The following is a 24,701-nucleotide window of genomic DNA, read 5'->3' as shown; positions in this document are numbered from 1 at the left end:
GCCACCCGTCTTCACGGCGTCGCGCCGCTAACCGTGGAACCACTTGAGGACCGCGAACAGGTTGCTGTAATCGTCGGTCCACATGCGGAGGTCGGTCGAGACGCCGCTGGTGTCGCCCTTGCGCATCTCGACCAGCGGGTCGGCGAGGAACGCCTGGTCGCGGGTGAGCAGGCCCCAGTCGGCCGCATAGACGCCGCGGGGTTCGTCGCTGTGGTTCTCGATCCACACGAACTCCCACGCGAAATGCTGGGCCAGCTGCTTGAGCACCGGGCGGATGTCGACGTGGCGGTTGCTCATGTTGGCGGCGAGGACGCCGTCGGGCGCGAGGTGGCGGAAGTACGTCACGAACGCCTCACGGGTCAGCAGGTGCATCGGGATGGCGTCGCTGCTGAAGGCGTCGAGGATCAGGACGTCGTAGGCCTGATCGGGCTCGCGCTCGAGCGAGAGGCGGCCGTCGCCGAGCACGACCTCGGCTTTTGCCTCGGTGCGCTCGAAGTAGGTGAAGTACTCGCGGCTGAGCGGCTCGACCTCGGGATCGATCTCGTAGATCCGGATGGTGTCGCCCGGGCGGCCGTAGGTCAGCAGGGTGCCGGAGCCGAGGCCGAGGAGGCCGATCTTGAGCGGCTCGCCGCGCTTGCGCTTGGGGTGGCGCGTCAGCGCGGTGCCGATCCCGCTCTCCTCGGCGAAGTACGAGTTGTGCCACATCTGGCGCTCGCGGTCGCGGAACTGGAAGCCGTGGTTGATGGCGCCGTGGAACAGGATCCGCCGGGCCAGCAGCGGATCGTGGGTGTAGCGATCGGCGACCCGCAGCACGCCGAAGAAGCCGCGCTCGATCGTCAACGCCTCGCTGGTGCGGTAGCGGGCCTCGATGCCGAGGTTGACGGCGAGCAGGACGATGGCGGCGAGCGGCAGCAGCCAGGCCAGGCGGGCCCGGCCGTGGTTGATGCGGGCGCCGTCGTCGATCCAGCGCGGGCCGGCCGGGCTGTCCTGAGGGACAGGGTCGGAAAGACCTGTGCGAACGCGCAGGCTCCACAGGAACCCGAACAGCAGCATGCACAGCAGGGCGCCGGCGAGCGGGCCGATGTAGCGGAACGAGTCGGGGCTGTCGGTCCGGACCCGCCACAGGGCGTAGGCGACGGCGGCGGCGCCGACGAGCACGATGGCGGCGACCGGGCGGCCGCGCAGCCCCAGCCGCTGGTCGCGGCGGAACGCGTGCAGGACCAGCAGCGAGGTGGCGACGAGGCCGATGTGCAGCTCGTAATAGGCGGAGAACACCAGCGGGGCGATCGCGCCGACGAACACCCCGCCGAGCGCGCCGCCGACCGAGAGCGCCAGGTAAAAGGCGGTGAGGTGACGCGGGTGCGGGCGCAGACGGTACAGCTCGCCGTGGCAGACCATGGCGTAGATGAAGATCGCGGCGCAGTAGACCAGGGCCTGCTGTTCGATGCCGGCGTCGGCCCCGGCCAGCATGAGGCCGACGACACCCGCGGTGGCCCCGACGAACAGCGGGTAGAACAGCACCCGCGGGTACCAGCGCTCGGACGAGAAGCAGAGGATGAAGCTCAGCAGGTAGAGCGCGAGCGGGATGACCCACAGGAACGGGACGCTGGCGACGTCGATCGCCATCTGGTTGGTCATCGCCAGCAGCATGATCGAGGCGCAGGCCCCGAGCGCGACCCACACGGCCCGCAGACCCCAGGTCGGCGCGGGCACGGCGACATCGGCCTCGCGCGCGGCCGCGGGCTCGGCCGCGCCGGCGCGGGTGGTCTGGACCGCGATCACGCCGCACAGCACGCAGAAGCCGACGAAGCCGAAGAACCACAGCGAGGCCTGGGTGACCGAGCCGAGCCGCGGCTCGACGAGGAACGGGAAGGTCAGGAGGCCGAGCAGCGAGCCGATGTTCGACAGGGCGTAGAGCGGGTAGGGCGAGCGCGACGGGTGCAGCCGCGAGAACCACGCCTGGACCAGCGAGCCGGTGGTCGACAGGGCGAAGTACGGCAGACCGACGCTCACCGTCAGCACGAGCAAGATCTGCAGCAGCGGGACGCCGTCTCCTTCGGGCTTGTAACCTTCGGGCGGGAAGATGGTCGGCGCGCCGGCAAGGACCGCCGCGACCAGCACGGCCAGGTGCACGAGGCCCTGGCGCCGCGCAGGCAGGGCGATCACGGCGTGCGCGTACGCATAACCGGCCAGCAGCAGCACCTGAAAGAACAGCATGCACGTGGTCCACACCGCAGGCGTGCCGCCGAACCAGGGCAGGATGATCTTGCCGATCAGAGGCTGGACCTGGAACAGGAGGAATGCGCTGAGAAAGATGGTGAGGGCGAAGAGCAGCACGGGCGTGGGGACGGTGTCGTCGCCGCGAGCGTAACACCCGCTGCGGGGGGACCGTCATGGCGTTCGGGCCTCCGAAGGACGTGTGTCCGGAAGGTGGCCAGCCGCCGGGCGTGTTGGCGTGCGACAACTGACGGCAGCGCGCGGCGCCCGGGCAGCGGTGGGGGACTGGCCTCGTATATAAGGACGATGCTGCCATGACCCGATTTCGTCGTACCTGCACCCTTCTCGCCACGCTCTCGATCCTCTCCGCATGCGGTGACGACGTCGAGACATCGAACAGCAACGCGACCACCGGCGTGACGACGGCGCCGACCACCAATAGTACGAACACGACGAGCACCACCGGTTCGTCGCAGTCGGGCACCGAGGCCACGTCGGAGGCCAGCGGCAGCGAGAGCAACAGCGACAGCGAGACGTCGGCCCCGACGACCACCGGGACGAGCGATCCGACCAGCACGGGCGGGTCCCCCAAGCTCGATGTCGGGGTCGAGGAGACCACCGACGGGGTGACGACCGACGGCGACGAGATGGGCTGTCGCAAGGTCGATTTCCTGTTCATCATCGACAATTCGGGGTCGATGAGCGACGAGCAACAGTCGCTGATCGACAGCTTCCCCGGCTTCATCTCGTCGATCCAGGATCAGCTCGACGAGGCCCAGGACTATCACATCATGGTGATCGACACCGACCCGTGGGTGTTCGGCGGCTGCAACCTGATCTGCCCGCTGTTCGGCAACACCTGCCCGGTGGCCGGCCTCGATTACACCTGCGGCACGCCGCCGCTCGAATGCGAGGACGTGCTGGGGGCCGGCGTGACCCATCCGCGCGGCCTGCAGTCGAGCTCGAAGGACTGCAACTTCTCGACCGGCTTCCGCTACATGGACGTGAGCGAGCCCGACCTGACTTCGACGTTCGCCTGCGCGGCCCAGGTCGGCACCGGCTCGACTTCCGACCCGGAGCGGCCGATGGAGGCGATGGTCCAGGCGGTCGCGCCGAGCGGCCCGGCGTTCCAGTGCAACAACGGGTTCCTGCGCCAGGACGCGATCCTGGTCGTCACCATCGTCACCGACGAGGACGACAACTTCGGCGACGGCTCGGCCGGCAACCCGGCCGGCTGGAAGGCGTCGCTGGTGGCCGCCAAGAAGGGCGACGAGAAGGCGCTGGTGGTCCTCGGCCTGTACGGCGACAACGACCAGCCCAACAGCATCTGCGGGCCGCTGGTCGACAGCTCCGGCGCCGAGCCGAGCCCGCGCATCCGCGAGTTCGTCAACTCTTTCGGCGATCAGGGCATCTCCGGCAGCGTGTGCGCGCCCAGCTACGACTCGTTCTTCTCCGAGGCGGTCGGCCTGATCGCGCAGACGTGCGACGAGTTCGTGCCGCCGATGTGATGCGATTGGGCTGAAAGGACAGGTCCTCGGGGGCATGTCCTCGGGGGCATGTCCGTAAGGGCATGTCTGCGGGGACATGTCTCGGGACGGCGCACGGGCGCGGCTCGGATGATCCGGCGCAACAGGCGCCAGCCCGTGGCTGCACGCGGCTGCGGGAGCGCCGCGGCGACAGCCGCAGGCCCGGCGAGTACAATCCGCCGACCGCGATGCAGCGACCCGACGAGCCCGACAGACCCCGCGTGCGCGCGGCGACGGAGTGAGGCCGTGGATTTCGTCCTGCCGGAGCGACCGATCCGCATGCGCCTGGTGGCGGGGCGCGGGCACTACGAGGCGGTGATCCCGGCGGTCCGGGCGGCGCGCACGAGCGTGTGGATCGCAACGGCGAACCTGAAGGAGCTGCTGGTGGAGGACCCACGCGCGACGGCCCGCTCGCGCGACCGCTTCCACTCGGTGCTCGAGGTGTTCAGCGCGCTGGCGCAGCAGAAGGTGGAGCTGCGGATCTTGCACGCGGCGCCGCCGTCCGGGCCGTTCCGCCGCAGCTTCGACCGCCGGGCGCGGCTCTACGAGGGCGGGCTCGAGCTGCGCCAGTGCCCGCGCGTGCACCTCAAGACGGTGATCGTCGACGGCCGCCTGTGCTACCTCGGCAGCGCCAACTGGACCGGGGCAGGGCTGGGCGCGAAGGGCGAGGGCCGCCGCAACTTCGAGGTCGGGATGCTGACCGAGGACGAGGACGTGATCGACCAGGTGCAGGCGATGTACGAGGCGATCTGGAGCGGCCGCATGTGCAAGGCGTGCAAGCTGCGAAACTCGGGCTGCGAGGCGCCGCTCGACCTGGTGGACCGCCCGCTGGCGGTGAAGCCGAAGCCGCCGGCGGGCAACAAGTAGCCGGCCGCGAGGCGGGCTGCGGGCGAACGAAAGCAGGAGCGCGCGGCAGCGAGGCGGCCTCCGCGGCCGTGGTACTGTCGCGGCGACATGAGCGAGACGCTCGGACTGAAGTGTCGCTGCGGCGCGGTGCGAGGCGTGGCGAAGGACATGTCGCCGGCGACGGTGATCCACCTGGTCTGCTACTGCCGCGATTGCCAGGCGTTCGCGCGGTTCCTCGGCGGCGAGGGGCTGCTCGACGGGGCGGGCGGCGCGGAGATCCTGCAGCTGACGCCGGCGCAGCTGGTGCTCGGGTCAGGGCAGGAGCAGCTCCGCTGCATGCGCCTGTCGGACAAGGGGATGTTGCGCTGGTATGTCGATTGCTGCCGCACGCCGGTCGCCAATACGCTGACCTCGGCGCGCATGCCGTTCGCGGGGCTGTCGGCGGCGTTCGTCGATCCCGCGACCGAGCCGGCGACCCACGAGCGCGCGCTCGGGCCAGTGGCGCTGCGGACGTTCGGCCGCGACGCGACCGGGCCGACGCCGCCCGGCACCCACGAGAAAGTGCCGGTGGCGGCCATGGGCCGGGTCCTGCGGCTGCTCGCCCGCGGGCTGATCGGGAGGCGCGCCCAGCCGTCGCCGTTCTTCGCGCGGGGCGCGAAGTCGCCGCGTGTGACGCCGCAGGTGCTGACGGCGGCCGAGCGGGCGGTACTCGGGCCTGTCTGAAAGGTCCTGTGCGGGGCGCCGCGCCGAAGCGTCGACGTGGACACGGCGAAACGGACTGGTGCCTGGCTTCGGCGTGATGATCCCCTGCGGGAGAGGAGCTCCGGAGGACATGTCTGAACGAGCATGTCCTGTTGCGCATGTTTTTATAAACATGTCTCAAAGGGCATGGTCCGAAGACCATGGACGTGCGCGGGCTCAGGCGCAGGGGTCGCGGTCGTCGGCGAGGGCCCGCAGCGCCGCGCGGGTGGCCTCCAGCGCGCTCATGCCGTCGCCGTGCTCGGCCCACCACATCAGCGCGGCGAACGTGCCGGCGATCAGCGTGCGCACGACCAGCGGCGGGGGGGCCTGGCCCGGCTCGCTCGGGGCCAGCGTCGTGACGATCACGGCCTCGATCTCGCGCAGGGTCGGGTGGGCGAGCAGCGCGGGCGCGGCCGCCAGCAGTCGCAGGCGCTGACGCGCGAGCGCGGCGGCCTCGGGGTCTTCGAGCGCGCGCAGGAACGGCTCGGCGAACTCGCGCAGCACCCCGCCGGCCCGCAGCCCGGCGGGCCCCAGCTCGGCGGCGCGCCGGCGCACGAAGTCCCGCACGTCGTCGAGGCCGTCCCACACGAGGTCCGATTTCGCGGGGAACAGGCGGAAGAGGGTCCGGCGGCTCACCGACGCGGCCTCGGCGATGTCGTCCATGGTCACGCGGTCGAACCCATGGCGCGCGAACAGGCCCAACGCGACGCGCGCGATCTGGCGCGCATCGGTCTCCGGCGGGCGCCCTCGCTTCGTCACGGTTTGCATTTTGGCACTCGATGCCATAAAGGGAAAGGAGCCGCCGAAGCGGCGCGAAGGACCACCTACCATGAGCACTGCATTTGGGTCGCCGCCGCTGGAGCCTGTTCGTCTCGATGTCCGCCGCGAGCTCGAGCGGCCCGAGGCGCGGCTCGACCCGTCGGCCGCCTACGCGCGGCTGCGGCGGCTCGGACCGGTGCTGCGCTGGCGCACCTGGACGCAGGACAGCCTGGTCATCACCCGCTACGAGGAGGTGATGAACGTGCTGCGAGATCCGCGGGTCGCCAACGACCGCCGCACCCTCGGCGACGGCGGCAAGGGGCCGCTCGAGCGCTGGTGGACGCCCAGCATCATGAAGCTGTTCCTCGGCAGCATGGTGATGAAAGATCCGCCGGATCACCGGCGCCTGCGCAACCTCGTGCAGAAGGCGTTCACGCCGGCCATGGTCGACAACCTGACGGGGCGCGTGGAGCAGATCACGGCGGAGCTGCTCGACGCGGCGGCCAGGAAGCCGGTCTTCGATCTGATCGCCGACCTCGCGTTGCCGCTGCCGTTGACCGTCATCTCCGAGATGCTCGGCGTGCCCGAGCCCGAGCGCATGGAGTTCCGCGCGCTGATCGGCAAGGTGCTCGATCCGGACGGCATGAGCCTCACGGGGTTCATCTTCAACTACCCCAACATGGTCCGGCTCAACCGGTTCCTGCGGCGGCTGGTGCAGCTGCGGCGCGAGCAGCCGGGCGACGACCTGGTCACGGCGCTCGTGCAGGCCGATGTCGGCGGCGACCGCTTCAGCGAGGACGAGATGATCTCGATGGTGTTCCTGCTGCTGTTCGCGGGCCACGAGACCACGGTCAACCTGATCGGCAACGGCGTCCTGGCGCTGCTGCAGCACCCCGAACAGCTACAGCGGCTGCGTGAGCGCCCGGAGCTGATCGACAGCGCGATCGAGGAGCTGCTGCGGTTCACCAACCCGGTCGGCACGGTGGCGCCGCGGTTCGTCCGCGAGGACCTCGAGATCGCCGGCTTCAAGATCCCGCGGGGCAGCACGCTGACCTTGCTGCTCGCGTCGGCCAACTTCGACGAGGCCGCGTTCGCCGACGCGGATCGGCTCGACATCACCCGCAGCCCCAACCGCCACGTGTCGTTCGGCTTCGGCGCCCACTACTGCCTCGGCGCCCCGCTGGCGCGCGTGGAGGCGCGGGTGGCGATCCCGGCGCTGCTGCAGCGCTTCCCGGGGCTGCGGCTGGCGGTGCCGGCGGACCAGGTCCGCTGGCGCGCCAACATGGGGCTGCGAGGGCTCGCGTCGCTGCCGCTGGCCGTCGGGTAGCGACGGGGCGCGCGGGCACGGACCGCGCGTCGGGAGCGGCCTTCGGGACTCGCTGGAAGGGCGTGGTCGAGTCGACATGTCCCTTCGGACGGTCATCGCGGGCACGCGTCGCGCGGCAGCGGCGAGCACGGGCAGCTCGCCGGCGGCCGTGTGCATGGTGTCCTGGAGGACATGCTCGAACGGGCATGTCCTCAGGGGCATGCCCTGTCGGACATGCCCGTAAGGACATGTCCCGGCGTGTTTACTCGCGCAGCTCTTCGAGCAGGCCGCGGACGCGCTCCTGGTCGCGCAGGCGGCCGGGGACCAGCTCGAGGTAGCGCTCGTAGTGGCGGCGGGCGGCGGGCAGGTCGCCGAGCTCGCGCTCGATGTCGCCGAGCAGGCGGTGCAGCTCGCCGACGTCGGGGGCGAGGGCCAGGGCGACGCTGGCGGACGCCAGGGCCTGCTCGGGCAGGCCGCGGGCCAGCAGGCCGCGGGCGTGGTCGAGGGCCTCGAGGGCCTCCTTGTAGTCGCTGTACTCCTCGCCGTGGAGCAGGCGGTCGGCGGGGAAGTCGTCGAGCGGGGCCGGGCGCTCCTGGCGGCGGCCGAGGGCGTGGCGGAGGTCGATCGCGCGGAAGCGGCCGAGCGACGACGGGCCCTCGCCGACCCACATGACCATGGCGGTGGCGTCGACGACGACCGCGTGGGTGAGGTGGAGGTTGTCGACCGCGTTGCGGTTGCCGAGCCCGAGCTCCTCGCCGCCGAGGCCCTTGCGGTCGCGCAGGATGGCGACCGCGCGCGCCGGGTCGACGGGCGCCTCGGCCAGCAGCTCGCCGAGGCGATCGTAGCGGTAGCCGCTCGAGGTGAAGCGGCGGATGCGGTCGTTCTGGGCGTCACGCTCGAACGACTCGCGCAGCATGTGATTGGTGGCCCACACCAGCGCCTGGTCTTCGCCGCGCGGCTTGCGATCGTCGCGGTCGCGCGCGAGCTCGACGACGGCGGCGCGGCGCTGGCGGCCGTCGCCGACCAGCACGGCGCCCGAGGTGCGCGCCGGGGCGGTCTGCAGGATCTCGAGCGCCTGCTCGAGGGTGTCGGCGTCCTCGAGGATCTGGCGCAGGATCAGCGGCAGCGGCACGCCCTCCTCGAGCGCGTCGTCGGTGCGCGTGGGGTCGAGGGCGACGAAGATCCCGCGGGCGTTGATGCCGGTGACGACGCCCATGAGGCCGGCCCAGCCGACCGAGGCGAACGGGTACTTGCCGTCGGGGTGGACGATGGTGACGAGGCGGTCGGGCTCGACGTCGAGGCCGAGGTCGGCGAAGAAGCTGCGGCCGATGACGAGGTTGCCGCGCTCTCCGCCGCCTTTGGGCCGCGCGGCGGCGGCGAACATGGTGCCCTCGAGCAGGACGTCGTCGAGGCGGCGCGTCAGCTCGACGAAGCTCTGGTCGAGGAAGAGGCGGTGGTAGCTCGAGAGCCGCTCGCCGCCGGCCTCGGGCATGGCGGCGGCCAGGGCGGCCAGCTCGCGGCGCACGCCGGGGGAGAGGCTGTGGTCGGACTCGCGGAAGTCCCAGCGCATGACCATGTCGGCGGTCCAGCGCTCGAGGCCCTCGGGGTAGCGGTTGCGCAGCAGGCGCGCGACGTCGCGGTCGAGCTCGCCCCACAGGCGGGCGGCGAGGCGGCCGTGGGCGTCGCCGATCTCCTCCGGCGGACCCTCGAGGTGGAGGAACCACAGCCGACTCTCGCGGGTGAGCGACGAGCGGCCGTAGGTGACGCGGCGGCCGGCGCGGTCGACCGTGAGCTCGGCGGTCGGGACGCGGACCTCCTCCGGCGAGAGGTCGGTGTACGAGAGATAGCCGGAGTAGAGCGCGAAGGTGAGGATCGTGAGGGTGACGACGAGGGCGATCACGGCCCGCAGCAGCGCGAGCACGCTGCGGCCCTCGGGCGGCCCTCCGGATGCGAGTCTCACCATGGCGCGGGCGCGAGCCTACCAGGCCCGGGGCGCGGTGGCGGCTTATACTCGCGCCGTCATGAAGCGAAGGTGCGCGAGCTTGCTCGGACTGTGGATCTTGTGCTCAGGCGGCTGCGAGCCGGAGAAGCCGCCCGCGCCGACGAGGCCGCAGGCGGCGCCGGCGACCGCGGAGGCCGGCGAGACCGGCGCGGCGGTGCTGCCGGCCGACGCGAAGGACGCCGTCCTGACGTTCGCGGGCGATCGCGGGCAGTTCAAGGACACGGGCAAGCCGGCCGACGTGCCCGAGGAGGCGCGCGGGCTGGTGCGGGTGACGCTGCTGCAGGGCCCGCAGCCGCCCGACGGGACGGTGTGGGCGGCGAACTTGAAGACGCCCGAGGCCGACGGGTCGTGGAAGCTCTCGACGGTGCCGCGGGCCCAGTTCGAGGAGCTGGCGCTGGGCCTCGGCCGCAGCAGCGCGGTCGAGCTGCCGCCCGGGCTCGAGGCGCCGGTGGTGGCCCCGCGCGAGGCCGATGTCATCGTCTACAAGACCGAGTGGTGCGGGGTCTGCAAGCAGGTGCAGTCGTACCTCGACAAGAAGGGCGTCAAGTACGTCGCCAAGGACATCGAGAAGGACCAGACCGCCGCGGGCGAGCTGCGAGCCAAGGCCAAGGAGAAGGGCGTGCAGACCGGGAGCGTGCCGGTGATCGACGTGCGCGGCGAGTTGATGGTCGGGTTCAACCGCGCGCGGCTCGAGCAGCTGCTCTGAGGTCGCGAGAGCCCGCGTTCCCGGGCGCGCGTCCTGCGTCGGCGCAGCGGGCCTCGCCGGTCGTGCGGTCGCCGTAGCGGGGCGCACAGGCGCGAAACAGCCGGTTGCGTGGGGACGGCGCCGGGGCTAGCGTCGTCTCATGACGGGTGTCTCCACGGACTGGAAGCGCCGCGCGGCGCTGTGGATCGGCGCATCGGTGCTCGGCCTGTCCGCAGGGACAGCCGCGGCGCATCCGCTGGCGGACGCCCCGCCGGAGCCGGAGCGCGAGGACGACCACTGGCGCCCGGCCGAGCTCGAGTCATGGGCGATCGAGCCGCCGCCGCCGCTGGGCGCCGATCCGGAGTATCCGCTGGCGGCCGCGTTCGACCCGGCCTGCGCGTGCAACCACTCGGCGGGCGGCATCACCTCGTACCAGCACGTCGTCGTGCACACGATGCAGGGCAGCTACGCCGGCACCAAGTCGTGGTTCAAGAACCCGCAGGCGCAGGTGTCGTGCCACTACATCATGCGCTCGGTCGACGGCGAGGTCACGCAGATGGTCCTCGACAAGGACAAGGCGTGGCACGTCGGCTCGTCGAACGCGACGTCGATCGGCATCGAGCACGAGGGCTACGTCGACGATCCGGCCAAGTGGTACACGTGGGAGACGTATGTCTCTTCGGCCAGGTTGACGCGCTGGCTGACGACGCGCCACGACATCCCGGTCGACCGCGATCACATCGTCGGCCACGTCGAGCTGCCCAACCAGAGCCACACCGACCCGGGCGGCGGCTGGAACTGGGACATGTACATGGGGCTGGTGCACGACGTGGTGCCGCAGGGCCAGATCCACGTGGCCGTGGTCGATCGCAGCAAGCTGTGTACGATCACCGCGACGACGAACACGTACCTGCAGCGCACCGCCGAGTCGATCGACCTGCTGACCGCGCCCGAGCTGTGCCCGATCGCCGCCGGGGCGAAGGTGACCTACCTTCACGCGTCGGCGCCGATCGGGGCGCGCCGGCGACTGCTGATGGAGGCCGGGCAGGGGCCGTGCGCGGGCGTCAACGGGCTCGACGCGGTCGCGTTCGTCGATCCCAATCACTTCACGGCCATGTGCGCGCCGGCGGCGATGGCGGCGGTGGGCGCGACGGTCAGCCTCGACGGCGGGCCGGGGCAGGCGGTCGACGCCAACGGTCTCGTGGCCCTGCCGCCGGTCGGCGCCGGCGCGCACGCGGTCGACGTGGCCGGGCCGGGGCTCTACGAGCCGGCGGCGGAGATCGTCGACCTGGCGGTGTATCCGGGGGTGCGCGTGGCGATCGCCGTCGACCCGGTGGCGGTCGATCCGCCCGATCCGCCCGACCCGACCGGCGGCGGAGAGACGGGCGGCAACGGCGAGACGGGCGGGGCCGGGGAGACCGGCGCGGGTGAGACGGGCGGCGAGGTCGGCGGTGAGGTCGGCGAGACGGGGCTGCCCGATCCGTCCGGAGCGCCGACGACCGGCTCGGAGGGCGGCGAGCCGACCACCGGGGACGACGGCGGCGAGGCCGAGGCCGGCGGGGACGAGGCCGGCCCGCCGGTGCTGAGCGGGGCGGCCCTGCCCGAGGGCTACGGGCAAGACGGCGAGGACGGCTGCGCGTGCCGCTCGAGCGCGGGCGGGCGCGAGGGCTGGCTGGCGAGCGTGCTGGTGCTCGTGGGCATCCGGCGTCGGCGTCGGCGCTGACGCGGGGCACGGGGCGCCAGCGGCAGCCGGGTCAGCGCGACCAGGCCGAACACTGACGCGGGGCACGCGGGGGCGTGCTGCGCGGGGGCGGGCGCTGGCAAAGATGAGGACATGTCCTTTGCGGCATGCGCTTGTGGGCATGCGCTCGAGGACATGTCGTCATGGACATGTCCTTTGTGGCATGTCCTGGTGGGCAGGCGTCAGCGTAGCGCTACCCCGGCTGCCCGCGTCGAGGGCGGCGCTGCGAGCCGGGGATGAGCCGTGGCGCAGGAGACATGGCCCGCGGGACATGTCCCTGCAGTCAGCTCACTGCACGTCGGCGATCAGCGGGGCGAACTGGTCGGCCGGGGTGTACTTGTGGAGGTGGTGGGTCGGCTCGGGCATGGCGTCGCCGCTGCGCAGGGCGCCGAAGTGCTCGCTGAAGCGGACCGTCGACGGGAACACCAGCACGCTCGGCAGGGTCTCGCTGGCGAACGCGCGCTTGATGGTCTGCTTCTCCGGCGTCTCCTGCGTGACGTCGATCTTGATCAGCTCGAAGCGGCGCTCGAGCACCGGCTCGATCTCCTCGTGATGGAAGGTGAGCTTCTCCATCTCGAGGCAGGGCGCGCACCAGGTGGCGCCGAAGTCGATGACGACCGGGAGGTTGCGGTCCTGGGCGCGCGTGAGCGCCTCCTCGAGCTCGGCGATCGTGTGGACCTCTTTCCACGAGCCGGACGGGACGTAGACCGTGTTGTTGATCAGCACCTGGATGCCGACGACGGCGACGGCGACGGCGGCGGCCTTGCGCAGCTTCTCGCCGAGCTCGCCGTAGAAGCTGAGGTGGATGGCGCCGGCGGCCAGGCCGAGCAGGGCCATGCCCAGGCCGAGCCACACGCCCCAGACCGGGTCGGCGAGGAAGCGGCGCAGCTCGGGGCTGAGCGGGGCGAGGAACCACAGCGACATCACCAGCAGGGCCACGCCGAAGACGCTCTTGACGTACTCCATCCACCGGCCGGGGCGGAACAGGCTGGCGCCGAGGGCCACGGCGAAGAACAGGGTGCCCATGCCGAGCGCGTAGGTGAACAGCAGCGAGGCGCCGTAGGCCAGGCTGTCGCCCTCGGCGGCGCCCTTGGCGATGACGGCGAGCAGCGACAGCAGCACCGGGCCGGTGCACGGCGCGGAGATGAAGCCGCTGACGAGGCCCATGAGGAAGGCGCCGACCGGGCCGGTGCCGCCGACGGCGTTGAGGCGGGTCTGCACCGCGGCCGGCAGCTGCAGGTCGAAGGCGCCGAACATGCTGGCCGCGAGCGCCAGCAGCACGCCGACGATCGGCAGCACCACCACCGGCTCGCCGAGCCAGGCGCCGAACTGGCCGCCGGACAGCGCGACGACCACGCCGAGCGTGGTGTAGAGCGCGGCCATGCCGAGCACGTAGGAAGCGGCGAGGAACAGCGCCCGTCCGCGTGACACGCCCTTGGCCCCGAACACGGCGACTGTGATCGGGATCAGCGGATAGACGCAGGGCGTGAGGTCGACGAGGACGCCCTGGCCGAATGCCCAGGCGTAGGTGCTGAGGGTGGCAGCGTCGAACGCGTCGGTCGGAGACATGGTGGCGACCTGAACCATACGACGTGACGCAGCGCGACGCCGCGTGCCGCGCTCGGGCGCGCGCCGCGGCGAGCGTGCGGTCACGCGCCAACGCGCGTTGTGGAACGGCGCCGAGCCTCTCCTAGCGGCCGCGCACGGGGCAGGGAAGCTCGCGCCCGGCGATCGCCTCGGCGTTGTTCAGCTCGTCGATGGTGGCCGGCGAGAGCGCCTCGCAGCAGCCGTAGGCGCTGTGGTCGCGGATCAGGCTGACCAGCAGATCCTCCGGCAGGCCGTAGCAGCAGGCGGGCACGACCGCCCGCGGATCCTCGCGCGGGACGCAGGCGGGCAAGGCCAGACAGCTGCCGTCGTCGGGGTCGTTGCAGGCGACGCGCACGCTCGGGGTCGGGTCCGTGTAGTCGAGCACGACGTCGGTGCCGCTCAGGAGGGCGGTGCCGACCAGGCCGTCGAGCTGGAGCGCCTCGGGGCTGGTGTCGCGGCGGACGGCGCTGACGAGCGGGTGATCGGCGGGGACGATGACGGTCGGGATCCACCGGCTGGGATCGACGCGGCTGTCGCTGGCGACGAAGGCCTGGCCGACCACGGCGGCGGAGGTGAAGCCGGCCGAGCTCGGGGTCAGGCGATCGGTGGCGGCGCGACAGCCGTTGGCCGCGCTGCGCGGGACCTTCTCGCGGGCGGCGATGTTGCACTGCGAGCGCAGGGCCCGGAGGCGCACTTCGAGCCGCTGGCAGGCGGTCTGGCCGGTGGTCTGCGTCAGACCAGGGACGAGGGCGAGGCTGCGAACGCGCAGCTCGAGCAACGGCTGCTCGGCGGTGCCTGCGGGCGGCCAGCCCGGGGCGCGCAGGAGGCCCGTCCGACCCATGATACAGGCGGGCGTGTCGCGCTTGCTGCCGCTCGAGAGGCCGCCGTCGCCGACGCACGGCGGCAGATCGAGGCCGCCGAACATGCGCTGGGCGCTGTCCTCGAACAGCACCAGGCCAGGCAGGCCGGTGGCGATCAGGACCGAGGCGTCGTGGCCGTGATCGATGTCGCCGGAGCTCGCCGCGACGTCCTGCAGGTCGCAGCCGGAGCGGAGGTCGGCCCGCGCGACGCCGGTGGGCGAGCGATAGCTGCCGGGCTTACCTGGCCCCGAGGCCAGCTCACAGCTGTTGCTGCCGGCGTTGTAGACGACGGCGGCCGGCGGGGTGCCGAGGCAGGCGTCGAGGACCATGCGGGTCGACTGCAGGGCGCTCTCGGGGCGGTTGCGATCGAACACGCCGAAGCTGGTGAGGTCGCAGTCCTCGCCGTCGGGTTGCTGGCACACGTCGTCGATCAGCTTGCCGAGCAGGAGGCCGGGGAACTGCAGCGGGAGGGCGGCGATGCCCTGATCGGCGAGCACGCTCTCGACGCCGGGGAACTCGCGGTAGAAGGTGATCTGCGGGCCGTCGCTGCCGCGCGCGTCGGTGAAGCGCACGGCCATCTGGCGCAGGACGTTGCCGCCGAGCACGCCGCCGACGAACGGCGCGGCGCTGGCGTCGCCGACCTGCCAGCCCCACGAGACGTCGTCTGTGGCCCACGGCAGGCGGATGAAAGGGGTCGAGTCGAAGCGGAAGCGGGCGATCGCGTCGTCGGCCGCGCCTTCGATCGGGGCCTCGGCGAGCGCGTCCTCGCCGGTGCGGACCTCGAAGCAGCTGCGCACCGCGACCGGTTCGCCCTCGCCGACGAGGGTGGTGATCGGGCTGCCGCTGTCGATGACGAGCGGGAAGCAGGCGTCGGGCGGGCAGCTCTCGGGCGCGGTGGTGCAGACCGAGCTGCAGCCGCCGGCCGCGGCCTCGCCGGGGCAACCATCGGGGCGGTAGACGAGGCGCGGCAGCGGAGACGCGTCGCCGCTGCCGAGCGCGAGCGGGCGACCGAACTCGCCGACGATGACGATCTCGTCCTGCGGACAGGCGGTCAGCGCCGCGACGAGGAGAGGCGCCGCCAGCGTCAGGCTGGGGCGCCTCGGTCCGGACGTGAAGGCGGCGCGGGGCACGACTTCCAGGCTAACACAGACGGACCCGGGCGCCCGCGGACAGCGGGCGACCGGCGTGCGGCTCAGTTCTTCTTGGCCAGCTCGACCAGCTTGTTGTCGAGGCGCAAGATCAGCTCGTCGACGCCCTTGTCGCGGATGATCTTGTTGAACTCGAACTTGTAGTTCTTGGCCAGGCTGACACCGTCGGTGATGATGTCTTCGACCTTCCAGGTGTCGCCCACGGCGTGCATCACGTAGACGACCTCGACGACCTCGGCCTTGCCGTCGCGGGTCAGGGCGATGTTGGTGATGACCCGCATGTCACCGCCGACCTTGGCCTCTTCGCCGACGATCGTCAGCTCGTACTTCTTGTCGCTGCGCAGCCGCTTGAGGTAGTTCTCGCGGATCAGCTTGGTCAGCAGCGCCTCGAACTCGGCGCAGCGCGGGGCGCACTTGTTGGCGTAGCGCGCCGGGCCGCCGAGCGAGGCCTCCGCGAGGGCCTTGTAGTCGAGCAGTTGGTCGACTTCCTTGGCGAGGGTCTCGGGGTCGGCGCGCTTCTTCACCAGCTCGAGGACCTTGCTGTGGCGCTCCTTGAACACGGCGGACGGGGTGACCGTGGGGGTCGCCGCGGCAGCGGCGGGCGCGTGCCCGAGGAAGGCGACGGCGGAGACGAAGGAGAGCGCGAACCCGGCGATGAGACTACGAGCGGAATTGGGCATTTTCGGCCTCGGAGGTGGGCGCTCGGACGGCGACCCGGAGTGCGACATTCAGCCGGTTACGAGCCAGTTTCAAGGGCTTGAGGTCACGGAAATGGCGTTCGGGGGCGCGGCGGCCGCCGTAGCCTTGGGGGCGACCCCCAGGGAGGAGCCGACCGCGCGCGAGAGGGCCGCGAGGGCGACGTTGTGGGCGTGAATGGCCTCGAATTGCTTGAAGCGCCACTCGGCCCAGCGGGTCAAGGCCCGCTCGAGCTCGACGAAGTTGCCGCCGCCGACGGTCTGCTTGACCTGCTGGTCGACGACCAGTTGCTTGGCCTTGCGGGTGGCTTGCTCGGTCAGTTTGACCGATCGACCGGCGTGCTGCAGGTCGCGGTAGGCCTTCTCGACCTCGAGCGCGAGCAGGTAGCGCGCGGCCTCCCGCTGGTGCTCTGCCTCACGTCGCTCGGCGCGCGCCTTCTTGAGGCCGAAGTAGCTGTTGTGGAAGTCGAGGTTCCAGTTCATCGCGAAGGCGAAGATGACGCGGTTGTAGTTGTACCGGTCGAAGTAGTAGAGCGCCTTCATGTCGCGGTCGGCCTGGTTCATGTACGAGATCTGAACCGACACCGCGACGCCGAAGTCCGGCAAGAACTGCGAGCGCGCGAACTTTTCGCCGGCCTTGCGCAGCTCGACCAGGCCGGCGGCCATCTTCGCCTCGGGCCGCTGCTGCGCGCCGAGATCGCGGTAATGCGGCAGCTCGCGCAGGCCGCCGTCGACGCCGTCGGTGACGAGCGAGCGCTCGGCGATGTCGAAGCCGACCGGCGCGGCCTCGCCGGCGATCGTCCACAGCGTGGCGAGCGCGACCGACTCGATCTTGCGGGCCTCGAGCGCGCGCTCCATCAGGGTCAGCTCGCCGAGCTCGACGCGCGGCAGGTCGGCGGGGTCGCGGTCGGGGTTGCTCTCGTCGGGATCGGCGTCCTCGTCCTCGCCGAGGTCGACGAGGATCTGCCCCTTGGCCTCCTGCACGACCTTCCACGCCTCGTCGAGGATGGCGAGGCTCTCGCGCGCGAGCAGCAGCGCGGTGTGGGCCTGATACACGCGGAGGACCGTCTCTTGACGCGCGCGCTCCTTGGCGAGCCGGGCCAGGGCGACGCCGGCGGCCGCCATCTCCTTGCCGTGCTTGATCTTGCCGGAGGTGAACACCGGGATGATGAAGTCGGCGCCGAAGCGGACAGCGATGCCCGCTTCCTTGAGCTGGCGGAAGTAGCCGCTGATGGTGTCGACGTCGACGATGTCGGAGGCGCCGTTTCGGCCGGCCGGGCGGCAGTACTGGAAGTCAACCGGGTCGGCGCCGCCGGTCGTCTGTAGCTGGACGTCTTCGCAGCGGGTGTAGACGCCGGGCGCGAGCGCGGTGGTGGTCCTGATGACCGGGACCCACGAGAACTTGGCCCGCTGGAGCGTGGCCTCCATCTGCTCGATCTGCGCGTCGGCGGCCTTCACCAGCGGGTTCTGCAGGCCGTAGGCGACGATCTGCTCGCGCGTCAGCTCGGGCAGGCCGGACGGGCGCGGGCCGTAGGCGTCGGTGCGCACGGCGACCGGGAGGTTGAACGGCTGCTCGGGCGAGGGCGGCGGCGGGCTCTTCGGCTCTGTCCTTGGGGACATGGCCGAAGAGGCAGGCTCCGACTCTGGCTGGCCCTTCGCACCTGTCTGTTGGGACGTGGTCGAAGGGACAGGCGCGGGCGCCAGGGCAGCGGGCGTGCGCGCAGCAGGGGGAGGAGCGGCGGCGACGGGCTGCGCGACCGCCAGCGCGACGAGGACGCTCACAAGCGTGCGTAAAAACCCTGCTGCGCTCGGCCGCGGCACGGGACTCTTTTAAAGGGGGGCCACGGGGCGATCAAGGGGCACGGCGCGAACGCGGGGTGCGTTCGCCGCGGTGTGCTCGCGCTTGCGCGGGACGGGGGTGAATTGCCATGGTTTCCGCCGTGACTCCGCTCCAGTCGTCCGCGGGCCCGCAGGGCCTGACATATGTCCGCCTCGCCGCGCTGCCGCACGGGCGTCGCATTTTGCTACGCCTGTCGGGATCCGATGTGCGCCGCTTCCTCCAGGGGATCCTGTCGGCCGACGTCGAGGCGGCTCGCCCGGGTTACGCGCTGCCGGCCGCGATCTTGACGGTGAAGGGCAAGCTGGTCACCGAGGCGATCGTGCTGGCGTGCGCCGATGGTGCGCTGCACCTGGCGCTGCCGGCGGAGGCCGCCGACGAGGCGATCGCGCTGCTGGATCGCCACATCATCATGGACGACGTCGCGCTCGAGCGCGCCGATGATGTCGAGTTCGCAATGATCTGGCCGGAGCCGATCGCGGGCGCCGGCATCGAGTGTCTGGAGACGCTCTACCCGGGCCCGGGCTGGCTGGTGTTCGGCGCGCCGGCGGCGGTCGCGGCGGCGCTGGCGAACGCGACCGAGGCGAACTCGACCACGTGGGACGCGCGGCGCATCGAGGCGGCGGCGCCGGCGTGGGGCCGGGAGATCACGGCGGGGACGTTCCCGCCCGAAGTCGGCTTCGTCGCGGCGGTGAGCTACGACAAGGGCTGCTTCATGGGTCAGGAGCCGCTGGCGCGCATCCACGCGCGCGGGCAGGTCAACCGGGTGCTGGTGCGGGTGCACGCCGGGACATGTCCGGAAGGACCGGTGGAGCTGGCGGCGCCCGAGCGCCCGCAGGCCGGGCGCGCGGACACCTGGGCGCCCGACCCGAGCGGGGGGGCGAGCGGGCTGGCGATCGTGCACCGCAGCGCGGCGGCGCCGGGGACGGTGCTGGAAGGCGCGGGGATCGGGCCGGTCGAGGTCCGCTCGGGGCCGCTGGGGGACGATCCCGGGGTCAAAGGGCGAAAGTAGAGCGCGCCGCTCAGCCCCCGCGCGTCGCGCTCGCAGGAGCGCGAGGAGACATGCGCGAAAGGACAGGTCAGACCAGACCGCGCGCGCAGTGACATGTCTTTCGGGACATGCCACGCGCGGCGGTCCGGCGGTGCGTCAGTCGTCGTCCACGCTGGCGCGGTAGGGGTCGGCCGGGCGGTCCTTGAAGCGGCCGCCGGCGCGCAGCGCCTCCTTGAGGACGAACTCGATCTGGCCGTTGATGCTGCGCAGGTCGTCGGCCGCCCAGCGCTCGAGGGCGGCGTGGAGCTCCGGGTCGATCCGCAGCAGGAAGCGCTTCTTCTCGACCATGGGGAGGCTCACGAGTAGAGGCTGCCGGTGTTGATCACCGGCTGGGCCTCGCGGTCGGCGACGAGGGCGACCAGGAGGTTGTTGACCATCGAGGCCTTGCGCTCCTCGTCGAGGCGGACGATGCCGTGCTCGTCGAGGCGGCGGAGGCTCATCTCGACCATGCTGATGGCGCCCTCGACGATCTGCCGGCGGGCGGCGACGACGGCCTCGGCCTGCTGGCGGCGCAGCATGGCCTGGGCGATCTCGGGGGCGTAGGCGAGGTGCGAGAGGCGGCAGTCGACGACCTCGAGGCCGGCGACGTCGAGGCGGGCCTGGACCTCCTGCTGCAGACCGGCGTTGAGCTCGTCCTGGTGGCTGCGCAGGGCGACCTCGCCGTCGTGCGAGTCGTAGGGGAAGCGCGTGGCGACGGCGCGGATGGCGGTCTCGCTCTGGATGGCGACGAAGCCGCGGTAGTTCTCGACCTCGAGCAAGGCCTTGGCGCTGTCAGTGACGCGCCAGACGATGACGGCGGCGATCTCGATCGGGTTGCCGCGGGCGTCGTTGACCTTGAGCTTCTCGCTGTTGAAGTTGTGGACGCGCAAGCTGACCGGGTGCTTGGCGGCGAACGGGTTGGCGAAGTGATAACCAGCGCTGGCGACGGTGCCGACGTAGCGGCCGAAGAAGACCAGGACCCGCGCCTCGTTGGGCTGGTTGACGAAGAAGCCGCCGAGCGCGAGCAGGAGGGCCAGGCCGAGGACGATCGGCTGCCACACGCGGTCGGCATCCTGGGTCTGAGCGATATCGACGACCATGCTGGCGCCGTACGCGGCGAGGGCCAGCCAGACGAAGAGAGCGATGAAACCATTGAGCGAAAAAGCGCGCTTCTGCTGGATCGAGGTCATGCGGGGCTCCGGATTGATGTCGTGATGATATCACTATGATGCCCGGCGCGCCAAGCGAGTTTCAGCGAAGCGGTCTGGGTCTGCGAATGCGCGTGAGGCGATCCTGGAGAGGGGCGCGAGGCGTCCGGGCGCCGGTGCGCGAGACGGGGAGGTCGAGCTCACGGGCGAGGCTGGCCCGAGGGGACTGGGGAGGTCGAGCTCGCGGGCGAGGCTGGCCCGAGGGACAGGTGATTTCGGGCGAGGCTGGCCCGAGGGACAGGTGAGGTAGAGCTCGCGGGTGAGTCTGGCCCGAGGGATAGAGGGACAGAGGAGGGCGAGCTCGCGGGTGAGGCTGGCCCGCGGGACAGGTGAGTTCGGGCGAGCCTGGCCAGAGGGATAGGTTGCGGGCCGGACAGTGGGCGGTACGCCCGGGGCTGTCCCGAGGGCCAGGTCGTCGGCGTGGGACGTTCTGACTCGCGGGGCAGGTCAGTCGGTATCCAACCGAGAGACCCGCTCCGATGGGACCTGGCCCGAGGGACAGATTCTTGGTGCGTGGACCTTCTGGTCCGAGAGACAGGTGGTGCGGCACGAGGTGGGCCGGAGGGCGCGGCACGCTCGTGCTTGGATGGCCCCGACCGCGAGTGTCGGGCTCAGGGCGCGGGCCTGGGCTGGGCTGCGCCGGGGCTCACTGCGCCGCGGAGACCTCGCTCGCGGGTCGTGGGGGCGCGAGGGCGTGGCGTTGGAGCGCGAGGTGGAGGTCCTCGGGGCGGATCGGTTTGGTGAGGTAGTCGGTCATGCCGGCGGCGATGCAGCGGTCGCGGTCGTCGGCGCGGGCGTTGGCGGTGAGGGCGATGATCGGGGCGGTGTAGCCGGTCTCGCGCAGGCGGATGGTGGCCTCGTAGCCGTCCATCACCGGCATCTGGCAGTCCATGAAGATGATGTCGGGGGCCTGGGCCTCGACGGCGGCGACGGCGGCGAGGCCGTTCTCGACCGGGACGACGGTGTGGCCGGCGCGCTCGAGCAGGGCGAGCACGACGGTGCGGTTGATCCGGTTGTCGTCGGCCAGCACGATCGTGAGCCGGCGTCCGCCGGTCGTGGTTTTGCCTGGCTTTTCGGACAGGTCGTGCTCGCTGGCGACGGTCAGCGGGACCACGGCGGTGAAGGTCGAGCCGCTGCCGGGCTGGCTCTCGACGTCGAGGCTGCCGCCCATGCCGCGGACCAGCGCGCGGCAGATCGCCAGGCCGAGGCCGGTGCCGCCGAAGCGGCGCGTGGTCGAGGCGTCGGCCTGGACGAAGCTGTCGAAGATCCGCGGCAGCTGCTCGGCGGTGATGCCGATGCCGGTGTCGTGTACGCGCAGCTCGACGTGGGCCTCGTCGTGCACGGTCGGGCGGGCCCGGATCTCGATGCGAACCTCGCCGGAGGCGGTGAACTTCACGGCGTTGCTGACGAGGTTGGTCAGGACCTGACGAATGCGCAGCGGATCGCCGAAGAACACCCGCGGGGTGCCCTCGGGGTAGGCGAGGTTCAGGACCAGGCCCTTGTCGCGGGTGACGTAGCCGAACATGGCGATCACTTCCTCGGCGAGCTTGCGCAGGTCGAACGGCGAGCGCTCGAAGGTGAGGTGGCCGGCCTCGATCTTCGACATGTCGAGGATGTCGCCGAGCAGCGCCATGAGGCCCTCGGCGGCGCCGCGGATGGCGCCGATATAGGCCCGCTGCTCGTCGTTCAGCGACGTGTCGGCGAGCAACGCGGTGGTGCCGAGCACACCCCCGAGCGGGGTGCGGATCTCGTGGCTGATGTTGGCGATGAAATCGCTCTTGGCGCGGCTGACCGAGTCGATCTGTTGCCGCGAGGCCTGCAGCACCATGCGTTCGGCGGTGAGGTCGTGGATGAGGTTGTCGCGGACCTGCAGGGCGCGAGCACACCACACCAAGGCCGTGGCCGCGGCGAACGCGCTGGCGGTGTGGAGCGGCGGCTGACCACCGATGGCGAGGCTGATGGCCAGCGCGAGCCCGGCGACGCCGAGCACGAGCACCAGCAGCGGGCCGACGCTCCGGCGTGGCGTCGCGCGCTCGGGGCCCGCGGGTGCGGGCAGGGCGGAGACCCTGTCGCTCGACGCCGCCTCACGCATCGGTCCTACGATATCCCATTCACGCGGGTAGAAGAGGCGACGCCGGCAAGACCCCGAGGTCCAGCCGCGATTCGCCCTGGGGTTTATCGGCCTCTTTGCGAGGTTGATAGACCCCGAATGCAGAGCTGGCGCCTGGACCGCTGGCGGTGGTCACGGGTACGAGCTGAACTTTGGGACAGGTGAGTGCGCGGGCCAGCGCGGCGGTGGCGATAGCGCCCGCGCAGGGGGCTTCACGATCGGTGTTACCATCCCCCGGCGCATGACCGCGGTACACCCCGAGGATGACAACCTGCTCCGCGGCCCGCCCGAGCTGCTGGGTGAATTCGGTGAGTTCGGCGGGCGCTATGTGGCCGAGACGCTGATGCCGGCGGTCGAGGAGCTGGCCCGCGCGTGGCCGCAGGCCTGGACCGATCCGGCGTTCGTCGACGAGTACCGGGCGATCCTCCGCGACTACGTGGGTCGACCGACGCCGCTGACGGAGGCGCGCCGGCTGCCGGCGGCGGTCGGCGGCGGGCGGATCTTCCTCAAGCGCGAGGACCTGAACCACACCGGGGCGCACAAGATCAACAACTGCATCGGCCAGGTGCTGCTGGCCCGTCGGCTCGGCAAGACCCGCATCATCGCCGAGACAGGGGCGGGGCAGCACGGGGTGGCGACGGCGACGGCCTGCGCGTACTTCGGGATGCCGTGCACGGTGTACATGGGCGCCGAGGACGTGTCCCGCCAGGCGCTGAACGTGGTGCGGATGCGCCTGCTCGGAGCCGAGGTCCGGCCGGTGACGAGCGGGTCGGCGACCTTGAAGGACGCGATCAACGCGGCGCTGCGCGACTGGGTCGCCAGCGTGGCCGACACGCACTACGTGATCGGCAGCGTGATGGGCCCCGACCCGTACCCGCTGATGGTGCGCGAGCTGCAGCGGGTGATCGGCGACGAGGCGCGGGCGCAGATCCTCGACCGGATCGGCCGCCTGCCCGACGCGGCGGTGGCGTGCGTCGGCGGCGGCTCGAACGCGATGGGGCTGTTCGCGGCGTTCGTGCCCGACAAGGCGGTTCAGCTGTTCGGGGTCGAGGCGACCGGCGAGGGGCTGCAGGGCCGGCACGCGGCGACGATGGCGAAGGGCCGGATCGGCGTGTTCCACGGGATGCGCAGCCTGGTCCTGCAGACCGACGACGGCCAGCTGCTCGAGGCCCACTCGATCTCGGCCGGGCTCGACTACCCGGGAATCGGCCCCGAGCACGCGCACCTGCACGCGACCGGGCGCGCGCGCTACCTGGGGATCTCCGACCGCGAGGCGCTGGCGGCCACCGAGCTGCTGGCCCGCACCGAGGGCATCATCCCGGCGCTCGAGACCGCCCACGCGATCGCTGCCCTGCCGGCGGTGATCCGCGAGCTCGGGCCGGAGGCGGTGGTGCTCGTCAACGTCTCGGGCCGCGGTGACAAGGACATGCACACGGTGATGACGCACCTCGATCCGGCGACGCTGTCGCTCATCGAGGAGGCGGAGCAGGGGCGCAAGGCGGCCCGCGCGGCCCATCAAGCGGCCGCGGCGAGCGGCGAGCGCAAGGAGGGGACATGAGCGCCGGAGTGGATCGCGTCACGGCTGCGTTCGCCCGGGCGCGCGCGGAGGACCGCGCGGCCCTGGTCGGTTACCTGACCGGGTTCGATCCGGATCGCGCCGGCTCGCGCGAGCGGATCTTCGCCGCCTGCGAGGCCGGGCTCGACGTGCTCGAGCTCGGGGTACCGTTCTCCGATCCGGCGGCCGACGGCCCGACGATCCAGGCGGCGATGACCCGCGCGCTGGCCAGCGGGGCGTCCATGGCGGGCTCGTTGGCGCTGGCGGCGGAGATCCGTCAGCGCTTCGAGCTGCCGATCGTGCTGTTCTCGTACGCGAACCCGCTGGTCAGCTTCGGGCCGGAGCGCCTGGCCCGAGAGACAGCCGAGGCGGGGGTCGACGCGCTGCTGGTGGTCGACATGCCGCCGGAGCACGCGGAGGTGCTGCGCGGACCGGCGAGCGCCCGCGGGCTCGGATGGATCGGGCTGGTCGCGCCGACGACCACGCCGGCCCGCCGCGCGCGCGTGCTGGCGGCCAGCAGCGGGTTCGTCTACGCGGTGAGCCTCACCGGCGTGACGGGGGCGCCGCTCGACGCGAGCGACGCCGGCCTGCACGCGGGGCTGGCGACGCTGCGCGGCGCGAGCTCGCTGCCGATCGTGGTCGGCTTCGGCGTGCGCAAGGCCGAGGACGTGCGCGCGCTGGCCCGGCACGCCGACGGCGTGGTGGTCGGCTCGGCGCTGGTCGAGGCCGGACAGCGCGGCCCGGCGGCCCTGGGCGAGCTGGTGGCGGCGCTGCGCGGCGGGACCCGGCGGGTCTGAGCCTGCCTCGAGGGGCCTGACGGAACGAGCATGTCCTCGCGGACATGCTCG

At 71.7% G+C, this 24,701-nt stretch carries 19 protein-coding genes; 9 read left to right on the top strand and 10 right to left on the bottom strand.

The annotated features are described in order from the left end of the window. Positions 1 to 27 precede the first annotated feature (27 nt). Entirely contained in the window at positions 28 to 2,337 is a 2,310-nt protein-coding gene (locus tag POL25_RS25350) for a spermidine synthase (protein ID WP_272088740.1), read from the bottom strand. 194 nt (positions 2,338 to 2,531) lie between these two features. Here POL25_RS25350 and POL25_RS25345 point away from each other — a divergent pair, with 194 nt between their 5' ends. The 3 genes from POL25_RS25345 (at position 2,532) to POL25_RS25335 (ending at position 5,312) form a co-directional block, all read left to right on the top strand. Beyond that, complete coding sequence (locus tag POL25_RS25345; protein WP_272088739.1) at positions 2,532 to 3,725, top strand: hypothetical protein; 1,194 nt, start codon at positions 2,532 to 2,534, stop codon at positions 3,723 to 3,725. Between the two features lie 264 nt (positions 3,726 to 3,989). Further along, entirely contained in the window at positions 3,990 to 4,610 is a 621-nt protein-coding gene (locus POL25_RS25340; protein ID WP_272088738.1) for a phospholipase D family protein, read from the top strand. Between the two features lie 87 nt (positions 4,611 to 4,697). Continuing rightward, the gene (locus tag POL25_RS25335; RefSeq protein WP_272088737.1) at positions 4,698 to 5,312 is read left to right on the top strand and encodes a DUF6151 family protein; all 615 of its coding nucleotides are present in this window, start codon (positions 4,698 to 4,700) and stop codon (positions 5,310 to 5,312) included. A gap of 195 nt (positions 5,313 to 5,507) precedes the next feature. Here POL25_RS25335 and POL25_RS25330 read toward each other — a convergent pair whose 3' ends face one another. Beyond that, positions 5,508 to 6,089, bottom strand: a complete 582-nt coding sequence (locus POL25_RS25330; RefSeq protein WP_272088736.1) for a TetR family transcriptional regulator — start codon at positions 6,087 to 6,089, stop codon at positions 5,508 to 5,510. A gap of 70 nt (positions 6,090 to 6,159) precedes the next feature. Here POL25_RS25330 and POL25_RS25325 point away from each other — a divergent pair, with 70 nt between their 5' ends. Continuing rightward, a complete protein-coding gene (locus POL25_RS25325) occupies positions 6,160 to 7,416 on the top strand; it encodes a cytochrome P450 family protein (RefSeq protein ID WP_272088735.1) in 1,257 nt (418 codons plus the stop codon). A 241-nt stretch (positions 7,417 to 7,657) separates the two neighbouring features. On the opposite strand, the gene POL25_RS25320 is transcribed toward POL25_RS25325, so the two are convergent. Continuing rightward, a complete protein-coding gene (locus POL25_RS25320) occupies positions 7,658 to 9,358 on the bottom strand; it encodes a C45 family autoproteolytic acyltransferase/hydrolase (RefSeq protein ID WP_272088734.1) in 1,701 nt (566 codons plus the stop codon). Between the two features lie 58 nt (positions 9,359 to 9,416). Between POL25_RS25320 and POL25_RS25315 the strand changes: the two genes are divergently transcribed. Together POL25_RS25315 and POL25_RS25310 are read left to right on the top strand one after the other, a co-directional pair. Continuing rightward, a complete protein-coding gene (locus POL25_RS25315; RefSeq protein WP_272088733.1) occupies positions 9,417 to 10,103 on the top strand; it encodes a glutaredoxin family protein in 687 nt (228 codons plus the stop codon). A 139-nt stretch (positions 10,104 to 10,242) separates the two neighbouring features. Next, entirely contained in the window at positions 10,243 to 11,805 is a 1,563-nt protein-coding gene (locus POL25_RS25310) for an N-acetylmuramoyl-L-alanine amidase (protein WP_272088732.1), read from the top strand. Between the two features lie 306 nt (positions 11,806 to 12,111). On the opposite strand, the gene POL25_RS25305 is transcribed toward POL25_RS25310, so the two are convergent. The 4 genes from POL25_RS25305 to POL25_RS25290 form a co-directional block, all read right to left on the bottom strand. Further along, a complete protein-coding gene (locus POL25_RS25305; protein ID WP_272088731.1) occupies positions 12,112 to 13,392 on the bottom strand; it encodes a protein-disulfide reductase DsbD family protein in 1,281 nt (426 codons plus the stop codon). Positions 13,393 to 13,513: 121 nt separating this feature from the next. Then, positions 13,514 to 15,400, bottom strand: a complete 1,887-nt coding sequence (locus POL25_RS25300; RefSeq protein ID WP_272088730.1) for a hypothetical protein — start codon at positions 15,398 to 15,400, stop codon at positions 13,514 to 13,516. A gap of 62 nt (positions 15,401 to 15,462) precedes the next feature. Further along, entirely contained in the window at positions 15,463 to 16,098 is a 636-nt protein-coding gene (locus POL25_RS25295; protein WP_272088729.1) for an MlaC/ttg2D family ABC transporter substrate-binding protein, read from the bottom strand. A gap of 69 nt (positions 16,099 to 16,167) precedes the next feature. Next, positions 16,168 to 17,733 (bottom strand): TolC family protein, encoded by a 1,566-nt coding sequence (locus POL25_RS25290; protein ID WP_272088728.1) that lies wholly within the window; start codon positions 17,731 to 17,733, stop codon positions 16,168 to 16,170. A 425-nt stretch (positions 17,734 to 18,158) separates the two neighbouring features. On the opposite strand from POL25_RS25290, the gene ygfZ reads away from it, so the two are divergent. Then, positions 18,159 to 18,962: a CAF17-like 4Fe-4S cluster assembly/insertion protein YgfZ gene (gene ygfZ, locus POL25_RS25285; RefSeq protein ID WP_506417451.1), complete on the top strand. Its 804-nt coding sequence runs from the start codon at positions 18,159 to 18,161 to the stop codon at positions 18,960 to 18,962. Positions 18,963 to 19,097: 135 nt separating this feature from the next. Here ygfZ and POL25_RS25280 read toward each other — a convergent pair whose 3' ends face one another. From POL25_RS25280 to POL25_RS25270, 3 genes are all read right to left on the bottom strand, one after another. Continuing rightward, positions 19,098 to 19,301, bottom strand: a complete 204-nt coding sequence (locus POL25_RS25280) for a type II toxin-antitoxin system antitoxin (RefSeq protein WP_272088726.1) — start codon at positions 19,299 to 19,301, stop codon at positions 19,098 to 19,100. Beyond that, positions 19,298 to 20,170, bottom strand: coding sequence for an SPFH domain-containing protein (locus POL25_RS25275; protein ID WP_272088725.1), 873 nt, complete (start codon positions 20,168 to 20,170; stop codon positions 19,298 to 19,300). Before POL25_RS25275 ends, POL25_RS25280 begins: the two co-directional genes overlap by 4 nt. 664 nt (positions 20,171 to 20,834) lie before the next feature. Beyond that, positions 20,835 to 22,280 (bottom strand): ATP-binding protein, encoded by a 1,446-nt coding sequence (locus POL25_RS25270; RefSeq protein ID WP_272088724.1) that lies wholly within the window; start codon positions 22,278 to 22,280, stop codon positions 20,835 to 20,837. Between the two features lie 259 nt (positions 22,281 to 22,539). Here POL25_RS25270 and trpB point away from each other — a divergent pair, with 259 nt between their 5' ends. Continuing rightward, positions 22,540 to 23,856 (top strand): tryptophan synthase subunit beta, encoded by a 1,317-nt coding sequence (gene trpB, locus POL25_RS25265; protein ID WP_272088723.1) that lies wholly within the window; start codon positions 22,540 to 22,542, stop codon positions 23,854 to 23,856. Beyond that, on the top strand, positions 23,853 to 24,650 hold the full coding sequence (gene trpA, locus POL25_RS25260) for a tryptophan synthase subunit alpha (RefSeq protein ID WP_272088722.1): 798 nt from the start codon (positions 23,853 to 23,855) through the stop codon (positions 24,648 to 24,650). The genes trpB and trpA overlap by 4 nt, the downstream gene beginning before the upstream one ends. Positions 24,651 to 24,701: the final 51 nt, after the last annotated feature.

It is taken from the genome of Nannocystis bainbridge (genome assembly GCF_028368995.1).
Classification (GTDB): Bacteria; Myxococcota_A; Polyangia; order Nannocystales; family Nannocystaceae; genus Nannocystis; species Nannocystis bainbridge.
Note: the sequence above shows the minus strand (reverse complement) of the source record. Positions and strands in the feature narration are given on the sequence as shown.